We start from the raw sequence: 20,613 nt of genomic DNA, 5'->3' as shown, positions 1-20,613 counted from the left end.
GGCGGCGCGGCCCGCCGCCCCGCCGGGGGGGGGGCGCGGGGGGGCCGGGGGGGCTGGCGCCCCCGCGCCCCCCCCCCCCCCCCGCCCGCCCCCCCCCCCCCCCCCCGCCCCCCCCCCACGCCGGTGGACGTCTCATTCCCGGGGCAGCAGCGGTCCGAGCGGCCCGAGGTCCAGATTCAGGTCCTCGGGCCGCAGGCCGTAACGGTCGCGCAGTTCCGTCATCCGGTCGTCGAGCAGCATCAGCGTGAGCCCGATCCGCTCCTCCTGCTCCTCCGACAGGTCGCCCTGGTCGAAGCGCCGCAGCGCCTGCCGCTCCATCAGCTGGCGCAGCAGCTCCACGACGGTGAGGACGAGCTTGATCAGGTCCCGCTCGACCGTGTCGGGCTCCAGATCGACATGACGCTCGCTCGGCGTGGTCACGAGAGCTCCTCCCAGGGCGACGGCACGTTCTCGTTCACGGAGCTGATCAGCGCGTTGAGATCGATGCGGACGAGGTCGACGTCCGCGATCCGCAAGGTGATGTCGCCCTTGATGACGACCCCGCCGGCCAGCAGCCGGTCGAGCAGGTCGACGAGGGCGATCTCGCGGCGCTCCACGACGGTCATGAGCCCTCCTCCCCCACGCCCGTGCCACCACCGGCGCTCCGCGCGCCGTTCGCGGCGTCCGTGTCCGCCGTGTCCGCCGTGTCCGCCGCGTCCTCCGGGAGCTCCACGAAGGAGTACGCCGCCCAGGGTCCCGTGAGCTCGACGCGCATCCCGGGCTCCTCGTCCTTCGTGCGGTCCACGAGCTCCACGAACTCCTCGGACCGCGCACGCGGCACCAGGTAGGCGGCGTTCAGCACGTTCTGCCCGGAGGCCCGGGAGAGGGCCGGGTTCTGCGGTGCGTGAAGACGGGCCGCGTCCGCGTGTTCCGAGAGCAGGGAATGCAGCCGGCCGGAGAAACGCTCCGCCCGCTGCCAGCTGTCCTCGTGCGCCCGCGCCTTCATCCGCCGCTGCCGGAGGTAGTCGCGGCCCGACGCGGGCTTCGCCGCCTCGTCCGGGCCGGCGGTCTCCTCTCCCGTGGGCTCGACGTAGATCTTCACGCCCCATTCGACGCGGCCCTCCAGCCGGTCCAGGGTGCGCCGGAAGAACTCCTCGCGTTCCTCCATCATCACGCGGACGCCGCTGTCGTCGCGGAAGACGGTCGCGAGCCGCAGCGGCAGCGGCGTGGTGACCGCGGTCAGCGCGTCGATCACCTGCTGGTGACCGCGCGCGGTCGCGGCCAGCCAGTCGAGGTCCTCCAGACGGGCCCGGAGCGGCTCCTCCGCGAAGTCCCGTTCGGGGACGTCGCTGACGACCGCGATCAGACCGTGGTGCTGGAGCATCTTGGCGGGTGCGCCCGCCACGCCCGTCAGCTGGGCCTGCAGAGGCGCGCCGACCGGCCGGCAGACGGCGTACACGTACCGCAGTCCGGTCATGAGGACTCCTCCCTGGTGCGGGCCCGGCCCGGCTCCAGTTCCTCCAGGCGGGCCAGCCGTTCACGCAACTCGGCGTTCTCCTTGGCGAGTTGATCGCGTCTGGCACGGGTGGACAGCGCCGGGTCGTCCTCCCACCAGTCGATGCCCATCTCCTTGGCCTTGTCGACCGAGGCGACGATGAGGCGGAGCTTGATCGTGAGCAGTTCGATGTCGAGCAGGTTGATCCGGATGTCACCGGCGATGACGACGCCCTTGTCGAGGACGCGTTCCAGGATGTCCGCGAGGTTGGCGCCGCCGCCCTGGCCGTACGGTTCCGGCATCCGACTCGGCATGCTCATCGACGGCTCCTCCTGCCCTCGTCCTCCGGGGCCTCTTCCTCGTCTTCCTCGTCGTACTCGTCGGCCTCGTCGGCCTCGGCCTCGGGCTCGCCCTCCTCCTCGTCGTACTCGTCGGCCTCGTCGTACTCGTCCTCGGGCTCACCCTCCTCGTCGTACTCGTCGGCCTCGCCGGCCTCGTCGTACTCGCCCTCGGGCTCACCCTCCTCGTCGTACTCCGCCTCGTCCTCGTCGTGCTCGCCCTCGGCCTCCTCCGACTCCCCGGGCTCCTGCGACTCCTCGGACTCCTCGGACTCGCGCTCCTCCTCCTCGAGGGCGTCCTCGTGGGAGCGGACGACCTCACCGTCGCGGATCTCACCGCGCCAGCCGTCCTCAGCCTCTCCCTTGAGGGTGATGAAGCGGGCGTAGTTCTTCAGGTCGAGGCGGGCACGGCGGCCCTGGGCGCGCCAGATGTTGCCGGTCTTCTCGAACAGGCCCGTCGGGTAGTACTCCATGACCAGCACGACGCGGGTGAGGTTCTCGGCGATCTCGTGGAACGAGACGACACCCTTGGTGGTGCCCTTGGCACCCTCGGACGTCCAGGAGATCCGGTCGTCCGGGACCTGCTCGGTGGTCTTCGCCTTCCAGCTCCGGTTGGACCAGAAGACCTTCAGCTGCCAGTCGCTGGTGGTGTCGTCGGCGCGGCTCGCGCTCTTGACGCCCTTGGCGAAGGTGCTGAAGTCCTGGTACTTGGTCCACTGGTCGTAGGCGGTGCGCAGCGGCACGCCGACGTCGATCTGCTCCATGATGACGGTGGGCTTGGAGCCCGACCCGCCCTTGCCCTTGCCCTTGCCCTTGCCGCCGAGGTTCTTGAAGGCGCCGGTCACCTTGTCCTTGATGTTCGAGGCGCCGACTTCCATCGCGGTGCGCATCGGGCTCTTGCCCTCGGCCAGCTTGCGGCCCCCGTCGAGGGCCATCTTGGCCAGACCGGGGCTCTTGCCCTCGGCGATGTCGTTGAGTTTGCCGGTGGTCTCACCGAGCTTGCGGCCGAAGCCGACCAGCAGGCGCTGGGCCTGCGCGGCGAGGTACTCCTGCGCCTCCGCCTTGAGTCGGTCGGCGGCCTCGCTCTGCGCGAGGTCCGTCAGCGGGTTGCCGCCGGCCTTGTCCGTCGCCTTGCCGGCCGCGGACTTCGCCGATCCCAGTGTCTCGGTCATCACTCACCGCCTCCCGTCGACCGCCGGGTCCGCGACGCGGTCTTCGCGGCCGTCTTCCGGGCCGAGCCGGCGGTCTTCTGCGAGGCCGCCCCGCGCGCGGACGTCTTCTTGGCGGGAGCCTTCTTGGCCGGTGCCTTCTTCGCAGCGGTCTTCTTGGCCGGGGCCTTCTTCGCCGGTGCCTTCTTCGCCGCGGTCTTCTTGCGCGGCGGCTCCTCCTCCTCGGGCTCTTCCTCCTCGGGCTCCTCCTCGGCCTCCTCCTCGTCGGCCCGGCCCTCGGCGTCCTCGTCCTCGGCCTCGTCGCCCTCGTCGGCCCGGTCCTCGGCGCCCTCGTCGCCCTCGGCGCCCTCGTCGTAGTCCTCGCCCTCGTCCCGCGCGGACTCCGGCTCCTCGTACTCCTCGTCCTCGTCCGCCTCGTCCCGCGACTTCCCGCCCCGCGCGTCGGGGACGACGCCGTCGAGCTGGTCGCGGACCCGGTCGGTACGGCTGTGCAGCCGGTCGGCGAGGGCGCTCATCTGCCGCTCGACCATCGCGCCCGAGGCGGCCTTGCCGACACCGCGCAGTTCTCCGCGGAGCTGTTCGCTGATCTCCTTGAACTGCGGGTTGTCCTTGAGCTGCTGGGACAGCAGGTCGGCCACACCGCGCGGGGTCAGGTTCAGTTTCTTGCCCGCGACCATCGAACCGACGGCGAGCGCCAGTTTCATCTTCTTGCTGCGTCCCAGAAGGTATCCGGCCCCTACCGCGAGCCCCAGTCCCACTCGGTTCATCGTGCTGTCCCGTCGTCGGTTCCCGTACTCCTGCGCATGGCGGTGTCCAGCCGGTCGAGGAGTTCGTCCTCCATCCGGTCGAACTCCTCCTCCGTGATCGCCCCGTCCTCCAACTGCTCTTCGAGACGGGAGAGTTCGGCCCGAACCGTGGCGGGGTCGTAATAGATCCGCTCGGCCTCCTGAACCACCTGCTGGATCACCCAGCCGCTGCCGCGCACCGGGGCGAACGGCAACAGCAGCACCTCTGAGATCAGGCCCATCTCCCTGCTCCTTCGCTTCCGTGCCCCCGCTAGCCGGCCGTCGGCACCGCGGGCTTCGCCGGGCCGGGCTCGACGAAGCTGTAGGGCGGCAGCGGACCGTTCACCCGCACCTCCAGGTGGGGACGGGCCTCGCGCAGTCCGTCCGCCGCCTCCAGGAAACGCGCGGCCTCGTCGCGGTCCACCAGGAACGAGACGTTGGCGAGCCAGCCGGTGGACTCGGGGCCCGGCTCGACGCCCGCCGCGAGGGGCTCCAGGACCCGCTGCACCTCCGCCGCGTCCTCGGCCTCGCGGGCCTTGACCGCGGCCGCCACCATCTCGCCGAGCTGGATCTTCTGCTCGTACGAGCCGCCGCCGGCCTGCCGGTTCGCCTCGGCCATCGCGCGCAGCTCGGGGCTGTCCGCCATCACCAGGTGCAGCACGGCGTCCTCGACGTGGGAGGCCTTGATGTTGTACTCGACCTTGTTCTCGAGGGCCCGCAGCCGCTCCAGGTAGTGCTCGGCGCGCTCGGTCAGGACGCCGGCGACCGCGTCGTCGTCGGGGGCGACGCTGCCGAACCGCATGGGCAGCACGCAGCCCTCCGCTCCCGCCTCGCCGAGGACCGTCTGGTGGGCGAGGAGGTCGCGGCGCTTGGGCCGGAGGTTCTCCGGGGCGTCGCTGACGACGGCCGCCAGGTCACCGGCCCGCAGCACCCGTATGGGCAGGGGCGGCTCCCCCACCCCGCTCAGACCGTCCGGGAGGGCGGGGTGCGAAGCGGCGGTGATGCCGTAGACGTAGGTGCTCACTCCTGCTCCTCCTTCCGGCGCGCGGACGTCGACTTGCGCGCACGCGGCCTCGACTCGGTCTCGCCTTCCTCACGGGCCTGCTTGAAGGCGCCGGAGATGGTCTCGGCGGCGCCGGACAGCGCCCCCTTGGACTTGCCGCGCGCTCCGGACTCGGTGACGTCGCCGACGATCTCGGGCAGGCCGGGGCTCTTGCGCGGGCCCGCCTCCAGGTCGAGCCGGTTGCACGCCTCGGCGAACCGCAGATAGGTGTCGACGCTGGCCACGACGACCCGTATGTCGATCTTCAGGATCTCGATGCCGACCAGCGAAACCCGCACGAAGGCGTCGATGACGAGCCCCCTGTCGAGGACGAGTTCCAGGACGTCGTAGAGGCCGCTGGAGCCGCCTCCGCCACCGGACTGTTGTGCCGGGACCACGGTCATGCCGACCGCACCTCCTTGTGTGTGATGGATACCTGTGTGTGATGAACGGTTGTGGAGCCGGGCCGTTCGACGGGCGAACGGTCTACCGGCCACCGGGCCGCGCGTCGGCCCGTCCGCGTTCGTAACGGCGAATGCGGCGGTAGCCGGTCAGCTGACCCTCCGGGTCGAGTTCGACCTCGTAGCTCGCCATGAGGCTCATGGTGTCGGGCACCCGCTCGAGTTCGAGGACCTCGACCTCCAGGGACCAGCCGTCCTCGGTCTGCGAGAAGGACGAGACGCTCTCGGCGGTCATGCCGGTCAGCTCGGCGAGCTGGGCACGCGCCTGGCGCAGTACCTCCATGGGCTTCGGCCGGTCGTCCGTCACGGTGTCGTCCCTGCCCTCGTCCTGGTCGTCGGTCCGGGAACCGTCCTTCGGGGTCTTCCGCGAAGTCCGGGTGCCCTGCGAAGTCCGGGTGCCTCGTGAAGTCCGTGCACTTCGGGGCGCCTGTTCGTCTCGTGAAGTCTGTTCGTCTCGTGAAGCCTGTGTGTCTGCCGTGTTCTTTGTGTTCGCCATGGCCACCTCTTCCTTCCGTGTGGCCGGAAGGACCATGGCCAAACCTTCAGGAGCGCATGCGTCTGCGTCGCCCGCCGGACACCCTGCGTACCGGTGGTACGTGCATCGGCCACGCGGTACGCGGGTCTCCGTCACGCGGCACAGGGGACTCCGTCACGCGGCGCGCGGGACTCCGTCACGCAGCGCGTCGAGGCGGCGCCGGGCGGGCCCCAGGGCGCGCCCCCGCCCGGCCGCCCCGGACCACGGCCGGGTCCGGGCCTGTTCGAGGGCGTCGGCCACGGTCCACCGGCGGGGCCCGAGACCGGGGTCGTCGAGCTGGTCCCAGCCGATGGGCATGGCGACGGGGGCACCGGGACGGGCGCGCACGGTGAAGGGGGCGACGGCGGTCTGCCCGTAGCCGTTGCGCTGCACGTCGAGGTAGAGCCGCTCGCCCCGGTCCTTCTTGCGGGCGGCGGTGGTCAGCTCCCGCGGGTGCCGGGCGGCGAGCAGCTCGGCGGCGTCCCGCGCGAAGGCGCGCACCTCGTCGAAGTCGTGCCGTCCGTTCAGGGGGACGACGACGTGCAGCCCGCGCGAGCCGGTGGTCATCAGGGCGGAGGGCAGCCGCACCTCCTCGAGCAGGTCGCCGAGCCACCGGGCCGCCTCGCGCACGGCGGCGAAGTCGTCGCCGGAGGGGTCCAGGTCGAAGATCATCAGGTCGGGGCGGTCGAGCCGGCCGGTCCGCGACAGCCAGCGGTGGAAGGTGAGGCAGGCCTGGTCGGCGAGGAACGCCAGGGTGGCGGTGTCGTCGCAGACGGTGTGCAGGACGGTGCCGTCCTCCTTGCCGACCCGCACGCGGGTGATCCACTCCGGGTAGTGCCCGGGGGTGTTCTTCTGCATGAACCGGGGGCCGTCGACGCCGTCCGGATGCCGTTCCAGCATCAGCGGCCGGCCGCGCAGCTGCGGCAGCATGTACGGGGCCACCGACCGGTAGTACGCCACCAGGTCGCCCTTGGTGTACTCCCTGCCGTCGGCGCCGGCCGGGAAGAGCACCTTGCCCGGCCGGTGGACCTCGACGGTGCGGCGTCCGGCCCGCACCCGGCGGACGTCGTCGTCCACGGCGTGGTCGCCGTCGTCGTGCGCAGGGCGGCCGCCGTCGTCGCGCACGGGACGGCCGCCGTCGTCGTCCGGGCGGAGGCCGCCGCTCGCGGAACGGCCTCCGCCGCTCGCGGAACGACCGCCGTCGCTCACGGGACGACCGCCGTCTCCACCAGCAGCCGGGCGGAGGCGGCGATCGACTCGGCGTCGATGCCCGCCGCGTGCAACTGCTCCTCGGGGGTCGCCGACCCCGGCATCGTCCGCACGGCGAGCCGCACGAGGCGGGGCACCGGACGCCCGTCGGCGAAGGCGTCGAGGACCGCGTCGCCGATCCCGCCCTCCTCGTGGTGGTCCTCGACGGTCACCAGGCAGCCGGTCTCCTCGGCGGCCCGCCGCAGGGTGTCCCGGTCGACGGGCTTGACGGAGTACAGGTCGATCACGCGGACCGCGATGCCCTCGGCGTCGAGGGCGTCGGCGGCCTTCAGTGCCTCGTGCACGGTCACACCGGCCGCGACGAGGGTCAGCCGGTCGCCGCCGGAGGAGCGCAGCACCTTGCTGCCGCCGACCGGGAACTCCTCGTCGGGCCCGTAGATCACCGGGCTCTCGCCTCGCGAGGTGCGCAGGTAGCGGATGCCGTCGAGCCCGGCCATGGCGGCGACCAGGTGGGCGGTCTGGTTGGCGTCGCACGGGTACAGGACGGTGGAGCCGTGGACGGCCCGGAACATCGCCAGGTCCTCCAGGCCCATCTGCGAGGGCCCGTCCTGGCCGATGGCCACCCCGGCGTGCGAACCGACCAGGTTGATCCCGGCGCCGCTGACGGACGCCATGCGCACGAAGTCGTACGCCCGGGTCAGGAAGGCCGCGAACGTGGAGGCGAAGGGCACCCGGCCGCGGGCGGCCATGCCGACCGCGGTGGCGACGAGCTGCTGCTCGGCGATGTAGCACTCGAAGAAGCGGTCGGGGTGCTCCTTGGCGAAGGCCTCGGTGCGGGTGGAGTCGCCGACCTCCCCGTCGAGGGCGACGACGTCGCCGCGGGCCGTGCCGAGGGCGGCGAGGGCCTGTCCGAAGGCGTCGCGGGTGGCGACGCCCTTCTCGGGCTCGCCCTTCTCCCAGCGGGGCAGGTCGAGGCGGCCGGTGGGCACGGAGTGCAGCATGCGGGTGGCGGGCGGCTCGTGCACCTGGACGCGCAGGTCGCGGATCCCGCCGAGTTCGGCGATCGCCTCGTCGGCGTCCGGCAGCGGCTTGCCGTGCAGCCCCTCCCGGTCCTCGACGGCCTCGACGCCCCGGCCCTTCAGGGTGCGGGCGAGGATCGCGGTGGGCTGGCCCTTGGTGGAGGCCGCCTCGCCGTAGGCGCGGTCGACGGCGTCCACGTCGTGGCCGTCCACCTCGACGGTGTGCCAGTCGAAGGCCTGGAAGCGGCGGGCGTAGGCGTCCAGGTCGTGGCCGTGCCGGGTGGGGCCGCGCTGGCCGAGCCGGTTGACGTCGACGACGACCGTGAGGTTGTCCAGGTGCTCGTGGCCCGCGTGCTCGGCGGCCTCCCACACCGAGCCCTCGGCCATCTCGCTGTCCCCGCACAGCACCCACACCCGGTGGTCGGAGTGGTCCAGCCGCTTGCCGGCGAGGGCGATGCCCACGCCCACGGGCAGCCCCTGGCCGAGGGAGCCGGTGGCCGTCTCGACCCAGGGCAGGCGCTGCGGGGTGGGGTGTCCTTCGAGGCGGCTGCCGAGCGCGCGGAAGGTGAGGAGTTCCTCGTCGTCGATGGCCCCGGCCGCCTTGTACGCCGCGTACAGCAGCGGGGAGGCGTGTCCCTTGGAGAGGACGAAGCGGTCGTTGGCCGGGTGTGCGGGGCGGTCGAAGTCGTAGCGGAGGTGGTTCGCCAGCAGGACGGCCATCAGGTCCGCGGCGGACATCGACGACGTCGGATGCCCGGACCCCGCGGCGGCGGAGGCACGGACGCTGTCCACTCGCAACTGCTGTGCGAGCTCGCTGAGTTCGGCGGTGTCCATCGGGTTACTGCTCTCCTTCTCGAGGGAGGGGACGCGGCTGGTCGCCGGCGGTCCCGGGACCGGGCTGGTTCTTCGCGGGCTCACCGCCCGGCTGGCTCTTCGCGGGCTCGCCACCGGGCTGGCTCTTCGCCGGCTCGCCACCGGGCTGGCTCTTCGCCGGCTCGCCACCGGGCTGGTTCTTCGCGGGTTCCGGTGCCGGGCGGTTCTTCGCCGGCTCGCTCTTCACCGGTTCGGGGGTCGGTGAGGTGATCGTCCGGGAGGTGTCGTCACCGCCGCCTCCGCCCAGGGCCCTCTGCCCGCCGCCGGCGGCGGGGGCACCGGTCCCGGGGGCACCGGCTCCGGGGGCGCCGGCCGCGGACGTCGCGTCCGGCCGCCGTTCGCGCCCGTCCGGCAGCCGGGCCAGTTCCGGCGAGGCCGTGTCCAGGGGTACCGACCAGGACCGGACGAGGCCCAACTGGACTCCCTGGCGGGGCAGTACGGCGTCCAGCAGCCAGTCGGCCGCGACGCGCACCCGGTTGCCGGGCATGGCGGCCAGGTGGTAGCCGCGGGTGACCGCGCCGGCCGGCAGTCCCGCCAGCGGGATGCCCAGCGGGTTCGCGGCGGCCTTGACCCCGCCGAGGTCGACGACGAAGCCCAGGTCCTTGTGCCGGTAGGGCCGCGGCTCGCGCCCGGTCAGCGAGGCGGCGATGTTGTGCGCGGCGACCTTGCCCTGCCGCCAGGCGTGCTGTGCCGTCATCGGCGTGTACGCCCCCGGCTTCTCCAGATCGGGTACGGCGGCGGCGTCGCCGCACGCGAACACCTCGGGCCTGCCCGGCACGCGCAGGGTCGGCTCGACGAGGAGCCGCCCCCGCTCCATGGGCAGTCCGAGGGACTCCGCGAGGGGATCGGGCCGTACGCCGACGCACCACACGAGGGTGCGGGTGTCGACGAACTCGCCGTCGGTGAGCAGGACCCCGTCCGGGGTGGCCTCCTTCACCGAGGTTCCCGTCCGCACGTCGACGCCCCGGTCGCGCAGCACCCGGTCGGCGGTGGCGGAGAGCCGCTCGTCGAGTTCGGGCAGGACCCGGCCGGCGAGGTCGAGCAGCAGCCAGCGCGGCCGCATGCCCTTGCGCAGGGGGTGGGAGCGCACCAGCGCGTCGGTGAACAGCTGCCCGTGGGCGGCGACCTCGGTACCGGTGTAGCCGGCGCCGACCACCACGAACGTGCAGCGGGCCGTGCGGAGCGCGGCGTCGTCGCCGGAGGAGGCCAGCTCGACCTGCCGGGTCACGTGGTCGCGCAGGTAGAGCGCCTCGGGCAGGCCGCGGAAGCCGTGCGCGTGCTCGGCGACGCCGGGGATCGGCAGCAGCTTGTTGACGCTGCCGGCGGCCAGCACCAGCCGGTCGTAGCCGAGGGTGCCCGCCTCGCCCTCGGGGCCGGTGTAGTGCACGGTGCGCCCGTCGAGGTCGACGCGGCCGGCCTCGCCGAGCACCAGCCGCACGTCCGGCAGGGTGCCGGCGAGGGAGACGGTGACCCGGCGCGGTTCGAGGATGCCGGCGGCCACCTGGGGCAGCAGGGGCACGTAGAGGAAGTAGTCGGTCGGGTTCAGCAGGGTGATGTCGGCCCGGCCGCGGGCCGCCCGCGCGAGGGTGCGGGCCGTGCGGTATCCGGCGAAGCCGGCTCCGACGATCACGATGCGCGGTCGACTCACGTTCGCCTCCGGTGGCCCCGCGCCGTCGGGGGCGCGGGGAAGGGTGTCGTACGGAGGTTTCCGCGTCCCCCGGGGCAGGCCCGCCAAACGTCCGCGGGCCCCGCGGAGCCCCGGTTTCCCGCCCGCGCGCGGGGTAACCCGGACCGCGACCGCCCACCCGCCGCACCCCAGCGGAGGTACCCCCCATGCCCGAGTACGGCTATTTCCTGTCCTGCGAGGAGTTCGGCCCCGCGGACCTGGTCGAACAGGCGCGGATGGCCGAGCAGGCCGGTTTCACGGCGCTCTGGATCTCCGACCACTACCACCCGTGGAACGGCGCACAGGGCCGGAGTCCGTTCGTCTGGTCGGTGATCGGCGCGCTGTCGCAGGCGGTGTCGCTGCCCGTCGAGACGGCCGTGACGTGCCCGACGGTGCGGATGCACCCGGCGGTGGTGGCGCAGGCCGCCGCGACGAGCGCGGTGATGACGGGCGGCCGCTTCCGGCTCGGCGTCGGCTCGGGCGAGGCCCTCAACGAGCACATCCTGGGCGACGCCTGGCCGCCCGCGCACGTGCGTCTGGAGATGCTGGAGGAGGCGATCCAGATCATGCGGCGGCTGTTCACCGGCGAGGAGGTCAACCACGTCGGCACGCACTACCGGGTGGAGAACGCCCGCCTCTACACGGTCCCGGACGAGCCGGTCCCGATCGACGTCTCCGGCTTCGGCCCGAAGGCCACCTCCCTCGCCTCCCGGGTCGGCGACGGCTACATCACGATGATGCCGGAGGAGCCGATGGTCGAGCAGTTCCGCAAGGGCGGCGGCGGGGCCAAGCTCGTCAGCGGCGGCACGAAGGTCTGCTACGGCCCCGACCGCGAGGAGGCGGTCCGCACGGTCCGCCGGCTCTGGTTCAACCAGTTCCTGCCCGGCGAGATGGGCCAGGTGCTGCCCACGCCGAGCCACTTCGAGCAGCTGGAGCCGCTCGTCACGGAGGAGATGGTGGCCGGGAACACGGTGTGCGGCGACGACGTCGACGCCCACGTCACGGCGTTGAAGGCGTTCGCCGACGCGGGCTTCGACCGGATCTACGTCAACCAGATCGGCCCCGACCAGCGCGGCTTCTTCGACTTCTACCGCACGAAGGTGCTGCCGCGGCTCCCCTGAGCCGCGACCCCGGCGGAACCGCCGGGCGGGGCCGGGATCCTCGGCCCCGCCCGGCACGGCTCAGCCCCGGGACCCGGCCCGGCTCAGCCCCGGGCGCGTCCGCGCACTCCCGCCGTCACCGCCGCGCCGAGCCCGGCGGCCAACAGCCCCGCCCCCACCCGGCCCCGGTTGCGCGAGGCCCACTGCTGGGGGCTGGTGGCGGTGGACTCGGCGTCGAAGCGGCCGTGCGCCCCGTGGTCGTGGCCGTGCGGCCCGTCGCCGGGACTCCACAGGTTGCCGGGACCGCCGTCCCGCCGGGACGACGCCTCGTCCTCCCGGTGGTCGCGCCGACCGTGCCGGTCGACCTGGTCCTGCCGGTCCTGCTGGGAGTCGAAGCCGGTGCGGGCCAGGTAGCGGTCGAGGAGGCCGGGGACCACGGCGTTGGCGATCATCGTCGCCGCCGTGGAAGCGCCCACCCAGTACTCCCGGCGCCGTGCGTGACCGGCGGCGTGCACGACGGCGCGGGCGGCCACCTCGGGCTGGTACACGGGGGCCACCGGCCGCGCCCGCCCCGGCATGCGGCTCAACACCCAGTCGAACTGCGGGGTGTTGACGGCGGGCAGCTGCACCATCGTCGTCCGCACCCCGCTGCGCGCGTGCAGCAGCTCGCAGCGCAGGGACTCGTTGAACCCCTGGACGGCGTGCTTGGCCCCGCAGTACGCCGACTGCAGCGGCACCCCCCGGTAGGCGAGCGCGGAGCCCACCTGCACGATGGTGCCCCGGTCCTGCGGCAGCATGTGCCGCAGGGCGGCCCGGGTGCCGAACACATAGCCCAGGTACGTCACTTCGGTGACCCGGCGGAACTCGTCGGGCGTGATCTCGGCGAAGGGGGCGAAGACCCCGGAGAAGGCGTTGTTGACCCACACGTCGATGCGGCCGAAGACGTCGACGACCTGCTGTGCCGCGTCCTCGACCGCCTCGGCGTCGGCCATGTCCACGCTCACCACGAGGGCCTCGCCGCCGGCCAGCCGGACGTCGTCCGCGGCCGCGGCGAGTCCGGCGCGGCCGCGGGCGAGCAGCGCGACCCGGTCGCCGCGCGCGGCGAAGGCCACCGCCGCGGCCCGGCCCACACCGGCACTGGCCCCGGTCACCACGACGGTCCTGCCGCGCGTGCGCATGGCGCGTCAGGCCCGGTGGTGGGGCGTCTCGGGGTCGACGCGGCCGGGCCGCGGCGCCTCGCCCGGCTCGGGGACGCCCACGCCGGGGGCGGTGGGCGGCATCGGCGGGTAGGCCACGCCCGGGCCGGCGGCCGCCCCCGTGGACGGTGCGGCGGGCCCCGGCCGCACGGGCGCGTCGGTGCCGTGGTGGGCCGGGTGCGGACGGGCGGCGGCACGCAGGAGGTAGGCCAGCGCGCCGAGGAGGGCCGCGGTGATCAGCGCGGCGACCCAGTCGGGCAGCCCGATGTCGAGGGCGAGGCCCACGGCCAGCGCGACGGCGGCACCCGCGTACAGGGCGAGCGCGCCGGAGGCGGCGTACAGCGTGGCCTTGCGGCGCTGCTTGCGGGTCTGTTCGCGCAGTTCCTCGCGGATGGTCTCGCGGGCCACCTGCGCCAGCTCGTCGACGAGGTGCTTGTCCAGATGCTCCAGGTGATCGATGCGCTCCATGTCTCCCGGGTACCCGGCGCCCCCGGCCGGTAACGGCGTGCGGGCCGGTGCGCGGGCGCGGCCGGGCCGCCGAGGGGATCGGGTGAAGGGATCTCCGCGGTCCGTCCGGCCCAACTAGGCTTCCGGGCATGAACATTCTGGGAGCCACCCTGCGTGTCTGCGTGGACGATCTGGAAGCCGCCGTCCCCTTCTACGAGCGCCTCTCGGGCGCCCCGGCGCTGCGCTTCGAACGCGGCGGCGTGCGGGTCGCCGCGGTCGGCTGCTTCCTGCTGATGAGCGGGCCCGCGGCCGAGCTGGAGGTGCTGCGCAAGGTCTCCGCGACGATCGCCGTGACCGACGTCGACCAGGCGCACCGGACGCTGGACGAGCTGGGCGCGGACATCATCGCGGGCCCGCTGGCGACCCCGGCGGGCCGCAACCTGATCGTGCGGCACCCGGACGGCGCGGTGTACGAGTACGTGGACCGCCGCCCGGCCTGAGCCGGACGGCGGGCCCCGGCCGGCGGGCGACTGCCGGGGCCCGCGAGAGGCTGCCGGGGCCCGCGAGAGGCGTCGGGCGCCACGGAATTCCGCGTGCCCGGCGCCCCCGCGGACGTACAGTCGGGCGGTCGACGGATTTCCCGCCGGACAGGCGGGTCACGAAGGAGCGGACGCGGTGAGCGAGCAGACGGCCGAGCGGGCGATCGAACGGCACACCTACCGGGTCATCGTCCGGGGCACCTGGGACGGTCTGACGGAGGCGGCGCGTGCGCGGCTGCTCGCCGAGGCCGCCGAGCACGGCCTGACGAGCATGCGGTTCACCGAGGAGGGCTCGCTGACGTACGAGCGGTCGCCCCTGAAGCACTTCTCGCTGCGTTACGTGGTGGTCTCGGACGCGGCGGACGGCGAGGAGATGGCGGGCGCGCTCGCCGAGGAGCGCGCCGAGACGACGCTGCGGGAGCTGGGCTATGGCTTCACCGGTCTGAAGTCGACGGTCACGGACCTGGACACGATGAAGATCAACCGGAAGGGCGGCCGGGCCCGGGCGCCTCGGGCGTAGCCGGGGCGGGCGGGGCGACCGGCTGGCGCGGGGAGCGCATCTCGGCGGTGAGCGCCCACCGCTCGTGGTCGCGCCACTCCCCGTCGACGTGGATCATCTTCGGCGAGAAGCCCTCCAGCCGGAACCCGCAGGCCCGCGCGAGGGCGATCGAGGCGGCGTTGCCGGGCTGCACGTTGATCTCCAGCCGGTGCAGCCGCATCGGCCCGAAGGCGTGGGCCACCACGAGGTCGAGCCCCTCGCGCATCAGTCCGCGCCCGGCGGCGTGCGCGAAGGCGCCGTAGCCGAGCGCGCCGCACTGGAAACCGCCCCCGACGATGTTGTTGATGTTGATGAACCCGGCGACGGCCCCGTCGTCCAGGGTGCACACGAGGAACCCGGCCTTCGTCGGGTCCTCGATGAGCCGTCCCGCGTAGGCGTCGTACGCCCCGGTGGTGGCCGGCGGGAACAGCCACGGACGGTGCAGGGCCTCGCTCTCGCGGACCCGGGCCGTGAACTCCTCCGCGTCGGCGCGGGAGAAGTGGCGTATGCCCACGCGGGGGCCCTCGGCGAGGTGGCGGGATGTGGTGTGCGGCATCGGGCCAGCGTACGACGCGGTCAGTCGCGCCGTCTGACGGCGTACGCGCCGCACAGCGCGCCGACGGCCCCCGTGGCGAGCATCGCCGTCCACAGCGGCACCGTCACCGTCATGTCGGGGACCAGCAGCCTGATCCGGGTGGCGCCCGTGTTCTCGAAGATGAAGATCAGGGCGAGGAGGGCGAGCGCCAGGACGGTGATCCGGGTGGGCGTCGGCGCCCCGCCCGTCCCGCTGGTCTTCCCGCCGCTCTCGGAGGTCTTCTGACTCATACGCCCAGGGTGGGCCCGCCGGCACCCGCCCGCGCGGCGGAGCACTGCCCACGGGTGACGCGCCCGGACCGCCCCGGACCGCCCGCCCCGGTCGGCGGTGCCCCCCGCAGCCGGGAACCCCGGCCGGGGCCGGCCCGGGGAGCCGGCCGGCGGGGACCGGTCCGGGGGATCAGCTCAGGGCGGGCGTGGCGAGGGTGAGCGTGCCGGTGTCCGCGTCGAGTTCGGCGGCGATCCCGAAGGGCACCGTCAGGGCGCCGTCGCAGTGGCCGAAGCCGAGTTCCTCGACGACCGGCACGCCGAGCCCGCCGAGCCGGTCGGCCAGCACGGGCCGCAGTTCCTCGTAGGGGCCGCACTGCGCCCAGGAGCCCAGCGCGATCCCGGCGACGCCGTCGAGCCAGCCCGTGCGCAGGAGGTGGGTGAGCGTGCGGTCGACGCGGTACGGCCGCTCCCCGACGTCCTCCAGGAGCAGCAGCCCGCCACGGGCGCCGGACCGGGTGTGCGGGGTGCCGTACCCGGTGGCGAGGAGGGTGAGGCAGCCGCCGAGGGTGACGCCGCGGGCCCGGCCGGGGGCGAGGGCGGTGCCGGTGGAGGTGAGGGTGCGGACGGTCTCCGGGGCGAACAGGGTGGCCCTGAGGTGCTCCTGGGCGCGGGCGTTCTTCACGAAGTCGACGCCGGCGGCGACGGGGCCGTACAGCGTGACCAGGCCGAGGCGGACGGCGAACGCCTCGTGCAGGGTGGTGCTGTCGCTGAAGCCGAGGAACACCTTCGGCCCGGCGGCCCGCAGGGCGTCCCAGTCGAGCAGGTCCACCATGCGCTGGGCGCCGTACCCGCCGCGCGCGCAGATCACCGCGTCGACGGACGGGTCGCACCAGGCGCGCTGGAGGTCGGCGGCCCGGTCGGCGTCGGTGCCGGCCAGGTGGGGCAGCGCGCCGTGCACGTCGAGGACATGGGGGGCGGCGAACGGATCGAGGTCCCAGCCGCGCAGCAGGTCGAGGCCCGCCTGGAGGCGTTCCTCGGCGACGGGTCCGCTGGGCGCGACGACCGCCACCCGGGCGCCGGGGGCGAGCCGGGGCGGCCGCACGAGTTCCTTCACCTGACCAGCTCCAGGGTGGGGATGCCGGGCGTGTTCAGCCCGAACACCTGCGAGTACAGGGACAGTTCGGCCTCCAGGGCGCGCGCCACCGTCTCGGCCCGCCGGAAGCCGTGCCCCTCGCCCTCGAAGGCGAGGTAGGCGTGCGGCACCCCGCGTCCCGCGATGCGGGCGAGGAGCCGTTCGGCCTGGGCGGGCGGGCAGATCACGTCGTCGAGGCCCTGGAGCAGCAGGAACGGTACGCCGATCCGGTCGGCGTGCTCGACGGGCGAACGTTCCGCGTAGCGGGCGGGCACCTCGTCGAGGGGGCCGACCAGGGTGTCGAGGTAGCGCGACTCGAAGTCGTGGGTCTCCCCCGTCGCCCAGGCCGTGAGGTCGAGGACGGGGTAGCTGATCGTGCCGCAGGCGTAGACGTCGGTGCCGGCCAGGGACGCGGCGGCGGTCCAGCCGCCCGCGCTGCCGCCGCGGATCGCCAGCCGGCCGCGGTCGGCGGTGCCCTCGTCGGCGAGGGCGAGGGCGACGGCGGCGCAGTCCTCGACGTCGACGACCCCCCACTGCCCGCGCAGCCGGTCCCGGTACGCGCGCCCGTATCCGGTCGACCCCCCGTAGTCGACCTCGGCGACGCCGATGCCGCGGGAGGTGAAGTAGGCGATCTCCAGGTCCAGTACGAGCGGGGAGCGGTCGGTGGGGCCGCCGTGCGCCCAGATCACGTAGGGCGGCGGTCCGGCGTCGGGGGCGGCGCAGCCGGGGTGGCGCGGCGGGTGGACGTGGGCGTGGACCTCGCGGCCGTCGGGGCCGGTGAAGGTGCGGATCCGCGGTTCGGGGTAGTACGCCGGGTCCACGGCGTCCTCGTGCCCGGCGCCGATCACCCGGGCGCGGCCGGTGCGCACGTCCAGTTCGACGACCTCGTGGGCGCTGTGCGGGCCGGCGCCGACGGCGACGACCCGCTCCCCGTGCACGGCGAGGGTGGGGGCGAACTCGGTCCAGGGCCCGGCCACGTCGACGACCTCACCGGTCTCGGGGTCGAGGACGCCGAGCGCGGCGGCCCCGCGGCCGTGCACGACGGCGACGAGGCCGTCCGCCAGCGGGGCGAACCAGCGGTGGCCGAGCTTCCAGAGCGCGCCGCCGAACTCCTCCTCGCGCGGGCACACGGGCCGGTGGTCCCGGTACAGGTTCCACCAGCCCGTACGGTCGCTCGCGTACAGCAGACCGCCGTCCGTCGACCAGTCGACCTGCGCGATCGACTCCTCGGGACCGCCGGCCACCACGCGGGGCTCCCCGAAGGTCCCGTCGGCGCCGACCTCGGCGACCAGCGCCTCCGTCCCGTCCCACGGCATCCGCGGGTGGTCCCAGGCCAGCCACGCGGCCCGCCGGCCGTCGGGCGACAGCCGGGCCCCGGTGACGAACCGCCGCCGGTCGTCGGTGAGTTCGCGCACGGCAGCGCGGTCCGCGGCCGCCGAGCCGTCCAGCGGCACGGCGGCCAGGACCCGGCGCACGTCGGTGGGTCCGTCGCCGGTGAACTCCTCCAGCACGCACCACACCTCGTCGCGTCCGGGCGGGAACTGCGGTTCCGCCCAGCGCAGTCCGCCGCCCACCTCCGACACCGGGGTCAGCGGACGGGGCTCGCCGCCGGGCTCGCAGGCGTACAGCCGCTGGTCGGCGAAGTGCGTGAACACCACCAGGGTCCGGCCGTCCCGCACCCGGCCCGCCCAGGGCTGTCCGCCGTACTCCAGGACCCTGCTGCGCACGTTCCACGGAGCGGGCAGGACCGGCTCCTCGGTGCCGTCCTCGCGCCGTCGCACCAGGGTGCGCCGGCCGTCCTCGGCGGGCCGGGGCGCCGTCCACCACACCTCGTCGCCGACGAAGCCGACGTACTCGGGACGCCCGTCGTGCGCGGCGGCGAGACGCGCGTCGAGGGGGGAGGGCCAGGCGCCGTGGGGCAGGATCTGCATGTCTCGCTCCTCTAGGCCGTGCGCAGGAAACGGTCGAGGACGTCGACGCCGAAGTGCAGCGCCTCGACGGGGACCCGTTCGTCGACGCCGTGGAAGAGGGCCTGGTAGTCGAGGCCCTCCGGCAGCCTCAGCGGGGCGAAGCCGTAGCCGGTGATCCCGAGCCGCGAGAACTGCTTGGCGTCCGTGCCTCCGGACATGCAGTACGGCACCACGTGCCCCTGCGGCGCGAACTCCTCGACGGCCGCCCGCATCCGGGCGTACGTCGGCGAGTCCACCGGCGCCTGGAGGGCGACCTCGCGGTGCTCGAACTCCCAGCTCACGTCGGGCCCGGTCAGCGCGTCGAGGGTGGCGCGGAACTCGTCCTCGCAGCCCGCGAGATACCGCCCGTCGACGTACGCCACCGCCTCTCCCGGAATCACGTTGACCTTGTAACCGGCGTCCAGCATGGTCGGGTTGGCGCTGTTGCGGACGGTCGCCTCGACCAGTTTGGCCGCCGGACCGAGCTTGGCCAGCAGGCCGTCCACGTCGTCCAGGCCGGCCTCGATGCCGTAGAGGGCGGCGATCTCGGTGAGCGCGGCCGTCACCGTGGGGGTGAGCCGCAGCGGCCACTCGTGCTCGCCGATGCGGGTGATCGCGGCGGCCAGCCGGGTCACCGCGTTCTCCCGGTTGACCTTGGAGCCGTGCCCCGCGCGCCCGCGCGCGGTCAGCTTCAGCCAGGCGGTGCCGCGTTCCCCGGCCGCGATGGGGTAGATCTCGCGCCCGGTGCCGTCGTGGAAGGTGAAGGCGCCCGACTCGCTGACGCCCTCCGTGCAGCCCTCGAAGAGGTGGGGGTGCCGGTCCGCGAGGAAGCCGGAACCGTCCTCGGCGCTGGCCTCCTCGTCCGCGGTGAAGGCGATGACGAGATCGCGCCGGGGCCGGACGCCGCGGCGGGCCCAGGACCGGACGACGGCGAGGATCATCGCGTCCATGTTCTTCATGTCGACGGCGCCGCGCCCCCACACGACGCCGTCGCGCACCTCCCCGGAGAAGGGGTGCACGCGCCAGTCGGCGGGTTCGGCCGGCACCACGTCGAGGTGCCCGTGGACGAGCAGGGCGTCCGCGGAGGGGTCGGTGCCCTCGATGCGGGCGACCACGTTGGTGCGGCCCGGCACGCGTTCGAGGAGCGCCGGTTCCAGGCCCGCCCCGGCGAGCTGTTCGGCCGCGTACTCGGCGGCGGGCCGCTCCCGGCAGTCCCCGCCGCCCCGGTTGGTCGTGTCGATCCGGATGAGGTCGGAGGTGAACCGGACGACCTCGTCCCTCGCCTGCGCGTCAGCCATACTGCTCCTCCACCGCGGCCGAGACGACCGTCGTGACCGCCTTGAACGTGCGAATGCCCTCGTACATGGTGCCGCTGGTGTAGGCGACCCGGCGCTCACCGGTCCGCGCCACGCCCGGCACCACGGTCGCGGCCATCGCCAGGTGCTCGGCGTCGAACTCCACGGCGACGGTGAACGGTCCCGCCTCCACCGGCTCCCCGCGCACCGCCAGAGCGGCGGCCTCCTTCGCCGCGGCCCGGATGTCGGCGGCGGTCCTGGCCGGGGTCCGGCACACCGCCGCGTACCGCGACACGTGGTCCTTGACGGCGACCTTCAGCGCCCCGGGCGCGTACCCGAGCGCGTCCTCGCAGGCCACGTCGTCACCGGTGACCAGCACGACCGGCACCCCGTACTCGGCGACGACCCGCGCGTTGAGCAGCCCCTCGCTGGCCCGCACGTCGTTCAGCCACACCCCGGTGATGGAGTTGGCGAGGTAGGTGTGGGCGAGGACGCCCTCCGCGCCGGCGCCGGCGTGGTAGCCGACGAACGCGATGCCGTCGACGTCGCCGTGCTGGACGCCCTCCACCATGGACAGCGACTTGTGCCGCCCGGTGAGCATCTGCGCCCGCTCGTCGAGCCGCTCCAGGAGCAGGTTGCGCATCGTCCAGTGCGCCTCGTTGACGAGGACCTCGTCGGCGCCGCCGTCGAAGAACCCGAGGACGGCCGCGTTGACGTCGGAGGTGAACAGCGCCCGGCACCGCTCCCACTGCGGCGTCCCCGGCAGCACGTCGGCCGGCCAGGTGACGCCGGTGGCGCCCTCCATGTCGGCGCTGATCAGGATTTTCATGCCCGCGTCCGTCCTCTCCCGGAAAACCCCCTGAGCTTAACGGTCCACCGGGCGGCCGCCGGAGGGCCTCCCCGGCGGGACGGGCGCACGGCGGCCCCGGCGGCCGGCACCGGGACACCCTGCCCGGCGGCGGGCCCGTACGGTGTGTCGCCCGCCGGTGGCGCGGACAGGCGCCGTGCGCGTTCCCGCACGCTTCGCGCGGACGGCGTACGCCGCCGTGCGCCCCTCGGCCGC

Annotated in this window: 24 protein-coding genes; 3 read left to right on the top strand and 21 right to left on the bottom strand. The window is 74.1% G+C overall.

The features are described 5' to 3' along the window. Nucleotides 1-132 precede the first annotated feature (132 nt). From ACF09K_RS22355 to ACF09K_RS22295, 13 genes are all read right to left on the bottom strand, one after another. Entirely contained in the window at nucleotides 133-420 is a 288-nt protein-coding gene (locus ACF09K_RS22355) for a gas vesicle protein K (RefSeq protein ID WP_382792808.1), read from the bottom strand. Further along, nucleotides 417-605, bottom strand: coding sequence for a gas vesicle protein (locus tag ACF09K_RS22350; RefSeq protein WP_363088727.1), 189 nt, complete (start codon nucleotides 603-605; stop codon nucleotides 417-419). Before ACF09K_RS22350 ends, ACF09K_RS22355 begins: the two co-directional genes overlap by 4 nt. Beyond that, nucleotides 602-1,456 carry a GvpL/GvpF family gas vesicle protein gene (locus ACF09K_RS22345; RefSeq protein WP_392245990.1) on the bottom strand — a complete coding sequence of 285 codons (855 nt, stop codon included), beginning with the start codon at nucleotides 1,454-1,456 and terminating at the stop codon, nucleotides 602-604. The genes ACF09K_RS22350 and ACF09K_RS22345 overlap by 4 nt, the downstream gene beginning before the upstream one ends. Next, nucleotides 1,453-1,794 carry a gas vesicle protein gene (locus ACF09K_RS22340; RefSeq protein WP_392245988.1) on the bottom strand — a complete coding sequence of 114 codons (342 nt, stop codon included), beginning with the start codon at nucleotides 1,792-1,794 and terminating at the stop codon, nucleotides 1,453-1,455. The genes ACF09K_RS22345 and ACF09K_RS22340 overlap by 4 nt, the downstream gene beginning before the upstream one ends. Next, complete coding sequence (locus tag ACF09K_RS22335) at nucleotides 1,791-2,984, bottom strand: SRPBCC family protein (protein ID WP_392245986.1); 1,194 nt, start codon at nucleotides 2,982-2,984, stop codon at nucleotides 1,791-1,793. The genes ACF09K_RS22340 and ACF09K_RS22335 overlap by 4 nt, the downstream gene beginning before the upstream one ends. Then, nucleotides 2,984-3,748, bottom strand: coding sequence for a DNA primase (locus ACF09K_RS22330; protein ID WP_392245984.1), 765 nt, complete (start codon nucleotides 3,746-3,748; stop codon nucleotides 2,984-2,986). Before ACF09K_RS22330 ends, ACF09K_RS22335 begins: the two co-directional genes overlap by 1 nt. Then, the gene (locus ACF09K_RS22325) at nucleotides 3,745-4,008 is read right to left on the bottom strand and encodes a gas vesicle protein GvpG (RefSeq protein ID WP_392245983.1); all 264 of its coding nucleotides are present in this window, start codon (nucleotides 4,006-4,008) and stop codon (nucleotides 3,745-3,747) included. The genes ACF09K_RS22330 and ACF09K_RS22325 overlap by 4 nt, the downstream gene beginning before the upstream one ends. 29 nt (nucleotides 4,009-4,037) lie before the next feature. Continuing rightward, nucleotides 4,038-4,790: a GvpL/GvpF family gas vesicle protein gene (locus ACF09K_RS22320; protein ID WP_392245981.1), complete on the bottom strand. Its 753-nt coding sequence runs from the start codon at nucleotides 4,788-4,790 to the stop codon at nucleotides 4,038-4,040. Beyond that, nucleotides 4,787-5,212: a gas vesicle structural protein GvpA gene (locus ACF09K_RS22315; protein WP_382793553.1), complete on the bottom strand. Its 426-nt coding sequence runs from the start codon at nucleotides 5,210-5,212 to the stop codon at nucleotides 4,787-4,789. The genes ACF09K_RS22320 and ACF09K_RS22315 overlap by 4 nt, the downstream gene beginning before the upstream one ends. A gap of 82 nt (nucleotides 5,213-5,294) precedes the next feature. Continuing rightward, nucleotides 5,295-5,771 carry a gas vesicle protein gene (locus tag ACF09K_RS22310; protein WP_392245979.1) on the bottom strand — a complete coding sequence of 159 codons (477 nt, stop codon included), beginning with the start codon at nucleotides 5,769-5,771 and terminating at the stop codon, nucleotides 5,295-5,297. A 147-nt stretch (nucleotides 5,772-5,918) separates the two neighbouring features. Beyond that, nucleotides 5,919-6,839: a non-homologous end-joining DNA ligase gene (ligD, locus tag ACF09K_RS22305; RefSeq protein WP_392246025.1), complete on the bottom strand. Its 921-nt coding sequence runs from the start codon at nucleotides 6,837-6,839 to the stop codon at nucleotides 5,919-5,921. 149 nt (nucleotides 6,840-6,988) lie between these two features. Next, nucleotides 6,989-8,845: a transketolase gene (locus tag ACF09K_RS22300; RefSeq protein WP_392245977.1), complete on the bottom strand. Its 1,857-nt coding sequence runs from the start codon at nucleotides 8,843-8,845 to the stop codon at nucleotides 6,989-6,991. 4 nt (nucleotides 8,846-8,849) lie between these two features. Continuing rightward, a complete protein-coding gene (locus ACF09K_RS22295) occupies nucleotides 8,850-10,532 on the bottom strand; it encodes an FAD-dependent oxidoreductase (protein WP_392245975.1) in 1,683 nt (560 codons plus the stop codon). 185 nt (nucleotides 10,533-10,717) lie between these two features. On the opposite strand from ACF09K_RS22295, the gene ACF09K_RS22290 reads away from it, so the two are divergent. Then, nucleotides 10,718-11,671 carry an LLM class F420-dependent oxidoreductase gene (locus ACF09K_RS22290; RefSeq protein ID WP_392245973.1) on the top strand — a complete coding sequence of 318 codons (954 nt, stop codon included), beginning with the start codon at nucleotides 10,718-10,720 and terminating at the stop codon, nucleotides 11,669-11,671. 83 nt (nucleotides 11,672-11,754) lie between these two features. Here the strand turns inward: ACF09K_RS22290 and ACF09K_RS22285 are convergent, their stop codons facing one another. Both ACF09K_RS22285 and ACF09K_RS22280 read right to left on the bottom strand, forming a co-directional pair. Then, complete coding sequence (locus ACF09K_RS22285) at nucleotides 11,755-12,828, bottom strand: SDR family oxidoreductase (protein WP_392245971.1); 1,074 nt, start codon at nucleotides 12,826-12,828, stop codon at nucleotides 11,755-11,757. 6 nt (nucleotides 12,829-12,834) lie between these two features. Then, nucleotides 12,835-13,314 (bottom strand): phage holin family protein, encoded by a 480-nt coding sequence (locus tag ACF09K_RS22280; RefSeq protein ID WP_392245969.1) that lies wholly within the window; start codon nucleotides 13,312-13,314, stop codon nucleotides 12,835-12,837. Nucleotides 13,315-13,442: 128 nt separating this feature from the next. On the opposite strand from ACF09K_RS22280, the gene ACF09K_RS22275 reads away from it, so the two are divergent. Both ACF09K_RS22275 and ACF09K_RS22270 read left to right on the top strand, forming a co-directional pair. After that, entirely contained in the window at nucleotides 13,443-13,793 is a 351-nt protein-coding gene (locus ACF09K_RS22275; protein ID WP_392245968.1) for a VOC family protein, read from the top strand. Between the two features lie 175 nt (nucleotides 13,794-13,968). After that, complete coding sequence (locus ACF09K_RS22270) at nucleotides 13,969-14,352, top strand: DUF6204 family protein (protein WP_392245967.1); 384 nt, start codon at nucleotides 13,969-13,971, stop codon at nucleotides 14,350-14,352. Here ACF09K_RS22270 and ACF09K_RS22265 read toward each other — a convergent pair. The 6 genes from ACF09K_RS22265 to ACF09K_RS22240 form a co-directional block, all read right to left on the bottom strand. Beyond that, nucleotides 14,312-14,926, bottom strand: a complete 615-nt coding sequence (locus tag ACF09K_RS22265) for a GNAT family N-acetyltransferase (protein ID WP_392245965.1) — start codon at nucleotides 14,924-14,926, stop codon at nucleotides 14,312-14,314. The two genes, ACF09K_RS22270 and ACF09K_RS22265, sit on opposite strands and share 41 nt — an antisense overlap. 20 nt (nucleotides 14,927-14,946) lie before the next feature. Next, nucleotides 14,947-15,195 (bottom strand): DUF1049 domain-containing protein, encoded by a 249-nt coding sequence (locus ACF09K_RS22260; RefSeq protein ID WP_392245963.1) that lies wholly within the window; start codon nucleotides 15,193-15,195, stop codon nucleotides 14,947-14,949. A gap of 169 nt (nucleotides 15,196-15,364) precedes the next feature. Next, nucleotides 15,365-16,288, bottom strand: a complete 924-nt coding sequence (locus ACF09K_RS22255) for an LD-carboxypeptidase (RefSeq protein ID WP_392245962.1) — start codon at nucleotides 16,286-16,288, stop codon at nucleotides 15,365-15,367. Continuing rightward, the gene (locus tag ACF09K_RS22250) at nucleotides 16,285-18,237 is read right to left on the bottom strand and encodes an LpqB family beta-propeller domain-containing protein (protein ID WP_392245960.1); all 1,953 of its coding nucleotides are present in this window, start codon (nucleotides 18,235-18,237) and stop codon (nucleotides 16,285-16,287) included. The genes ACF09K_RS22255 and ACF09K_RS22250 overlap by 4 nt, the downstream gene beginning before the upstream one ends. Before the next feature lie 11 nt (nucleotides 18,238-18,248). After that, nucleotides 18,249-19,553, bottom strand: coding sequence for a M20/M25/M40 family metallo-hydrolase (locus ACF09K_RS22245; protein ID WP_392245959.1), 1,305 nt, complete (start codon nucleotides 19,551-19,553; stop codon nucleotides 18,249-18,251). Beyond that, nucleotides 19,546-20,379, bottom strand: a complete 834-nt coding sequence (locus ACF09K_RS22240; protein ID WP_392245958.1) for a M55 family metallopeptidase — start codon at nucleotides 20,377-20,379, stop codon at nucleotides 19,546-19,548. The genes ACF09K_RS22245 and ACF09K_RS22240 overlap by 8 nt, the downstream gene beginning before the upstream one ends. Nucleotides 20,380-20,613: the final 234 nt, after the last annotated feature.

Origin of the sequence: Streptomyces sp. NPDC014882 (assembly GCF_043081325.1) — a bacterium.
Lineage (GTDB): Bacteria > Actinomycetota > Actinomycetes > Streptomycetales > Streptomycetaceae > Streptomyces.
Note: the sequence above shows the minus strand (reverse complement) of the source record. Positions and strands in the feature narration are given on the sequence as shown.

Excerpts from the sequence above, each read along its gene's own strand:
- ACF09K_RS22350 (WP_363088727.1), bottom strand. The coding sequence starts at position 605 with ATGACCGTCGTGGAGCGCCGCGAGATCGCCCTCGTCGACCTGCTCGAC.
- ACF09K_RS22345 (WP_392245990.1), bottom strand. The coding sequence starts at position 1,456 with ATGACCGGACTGCGGTACGTGTACGCCGTCTGCCGGCCGGTCGGCGCG.
- ACF09K_RS22340 (WP_392245988.1), bottom strand. The coding sequence starts at position 1,794 with ATGAGCATGCCGAGTCGGATGCCGGAACCGTACGGCCAGGGCGGCGGC.
- ACF09K_RS22335 (WP_392245986.1), bottom strand. The coding sequence starts at position 2,984 with ATGACCGAGACACTGGGATCGGCGAAGTCCGCGGCCGGCAAGGCGACG.
- ACF09K_RS22330 (WP_392245984.1), bottom strand. The coding sequence starts at position 3,748 with ATGAACCGAGTGGGACTGGGGCTCGCGGTAGGGGCCGGATACCTTCTG.
- ACF09K_RS22325 (WP_392245983.1), bottom strand. The coding sequence starts at position 4,008 with ATGGGCCTGATCTCAGAGGTGCTGCTGTTGCCGTTCGCCCCGGTGCGC.
- ACF09K_RS22315 (WP_382793553.1), bottom strand. The coding sequence starts at position 5,212 with ATGACCGTGGTCCCGGCACAACAGTCCGGTGGCGGAGGCGGCTCCAGC.
- ACF09K_RS22300 (WP_392245977.1), bottom strand. The coding sequence starts at position 8,845 with ATGGACACCGCCGAACTCAGCGAGCTCGCACAGCAGTTGCGAGTGGAC.
- ACF09K_RS22290 (WP_392245973.1), top strand. The coding sequence starts at position 10,718 with ATGCCCGAGTACGGCTATTTCCTGTCCTGCGAGGAGTTCGGCCCCGCG.
- ACF09K_RS22285 (WP_392245971.1), bottom strand. The coding sequence starts at position 12,828 with ATGCGCACGCGCGGCAGGACCGTCGTGGTGACCGGGGCCAGTGCCGGT.
- ACF09K_RS22280 (WP_392245969.1), bottom strand. The coding sequence starts at position 13,314 with ATGGAGCGCATCGATCACCTGGAGCATCTGGACAAGCACCTCGTCGAC.
- ACF09K_RS22275 (WP_392245968.1), top strand. The coding sequence starts at position 13,443 with ATGAACATTCTGGGAGCCACCCTGCGTGTCTGCGTGGACGATCTGGAA.
- ACF09K_RS22265 (WP_392245965.1), bottom strand. The coding sequence starts at position 14,926 with ATGCCGCACACCACATCCCGCCACCTCGCCGAGGGCCCCCGCGTGGGC.
- ACF09K_RS22260 (WP_392245963.1), bottom strand. The coding sequence starts at position 15,195 with ATGAGTCAGAAGACCTCCGAGAGCGGCGGGAAGACCAGCGGGACGGGC.
- ACF09K_RS22250 (WP_392245960.1), bottom strand. The coding sequence starts at position 18,237 with ATGCAGATCCTGCCCCACGGCGCCTGGCCCTCCCCCCTCGACGCGCGT.
- ACF09K_RS22245 (WP_392245959.1), bottom strand. The coding sequence starts at position 19,553 with ATGGCTGACGCGCAGGCGAGGGACGAGGTCGTCCGGTTCACCTCCGAC.
- ACF09K_RS22240 (WP_392245958.1), bottom strand. The coding sequence starts at position 20,379 with ATGAAAATCCTGATCAGCGCCGACATGGAGGGCGCCACCGGCGTCACC.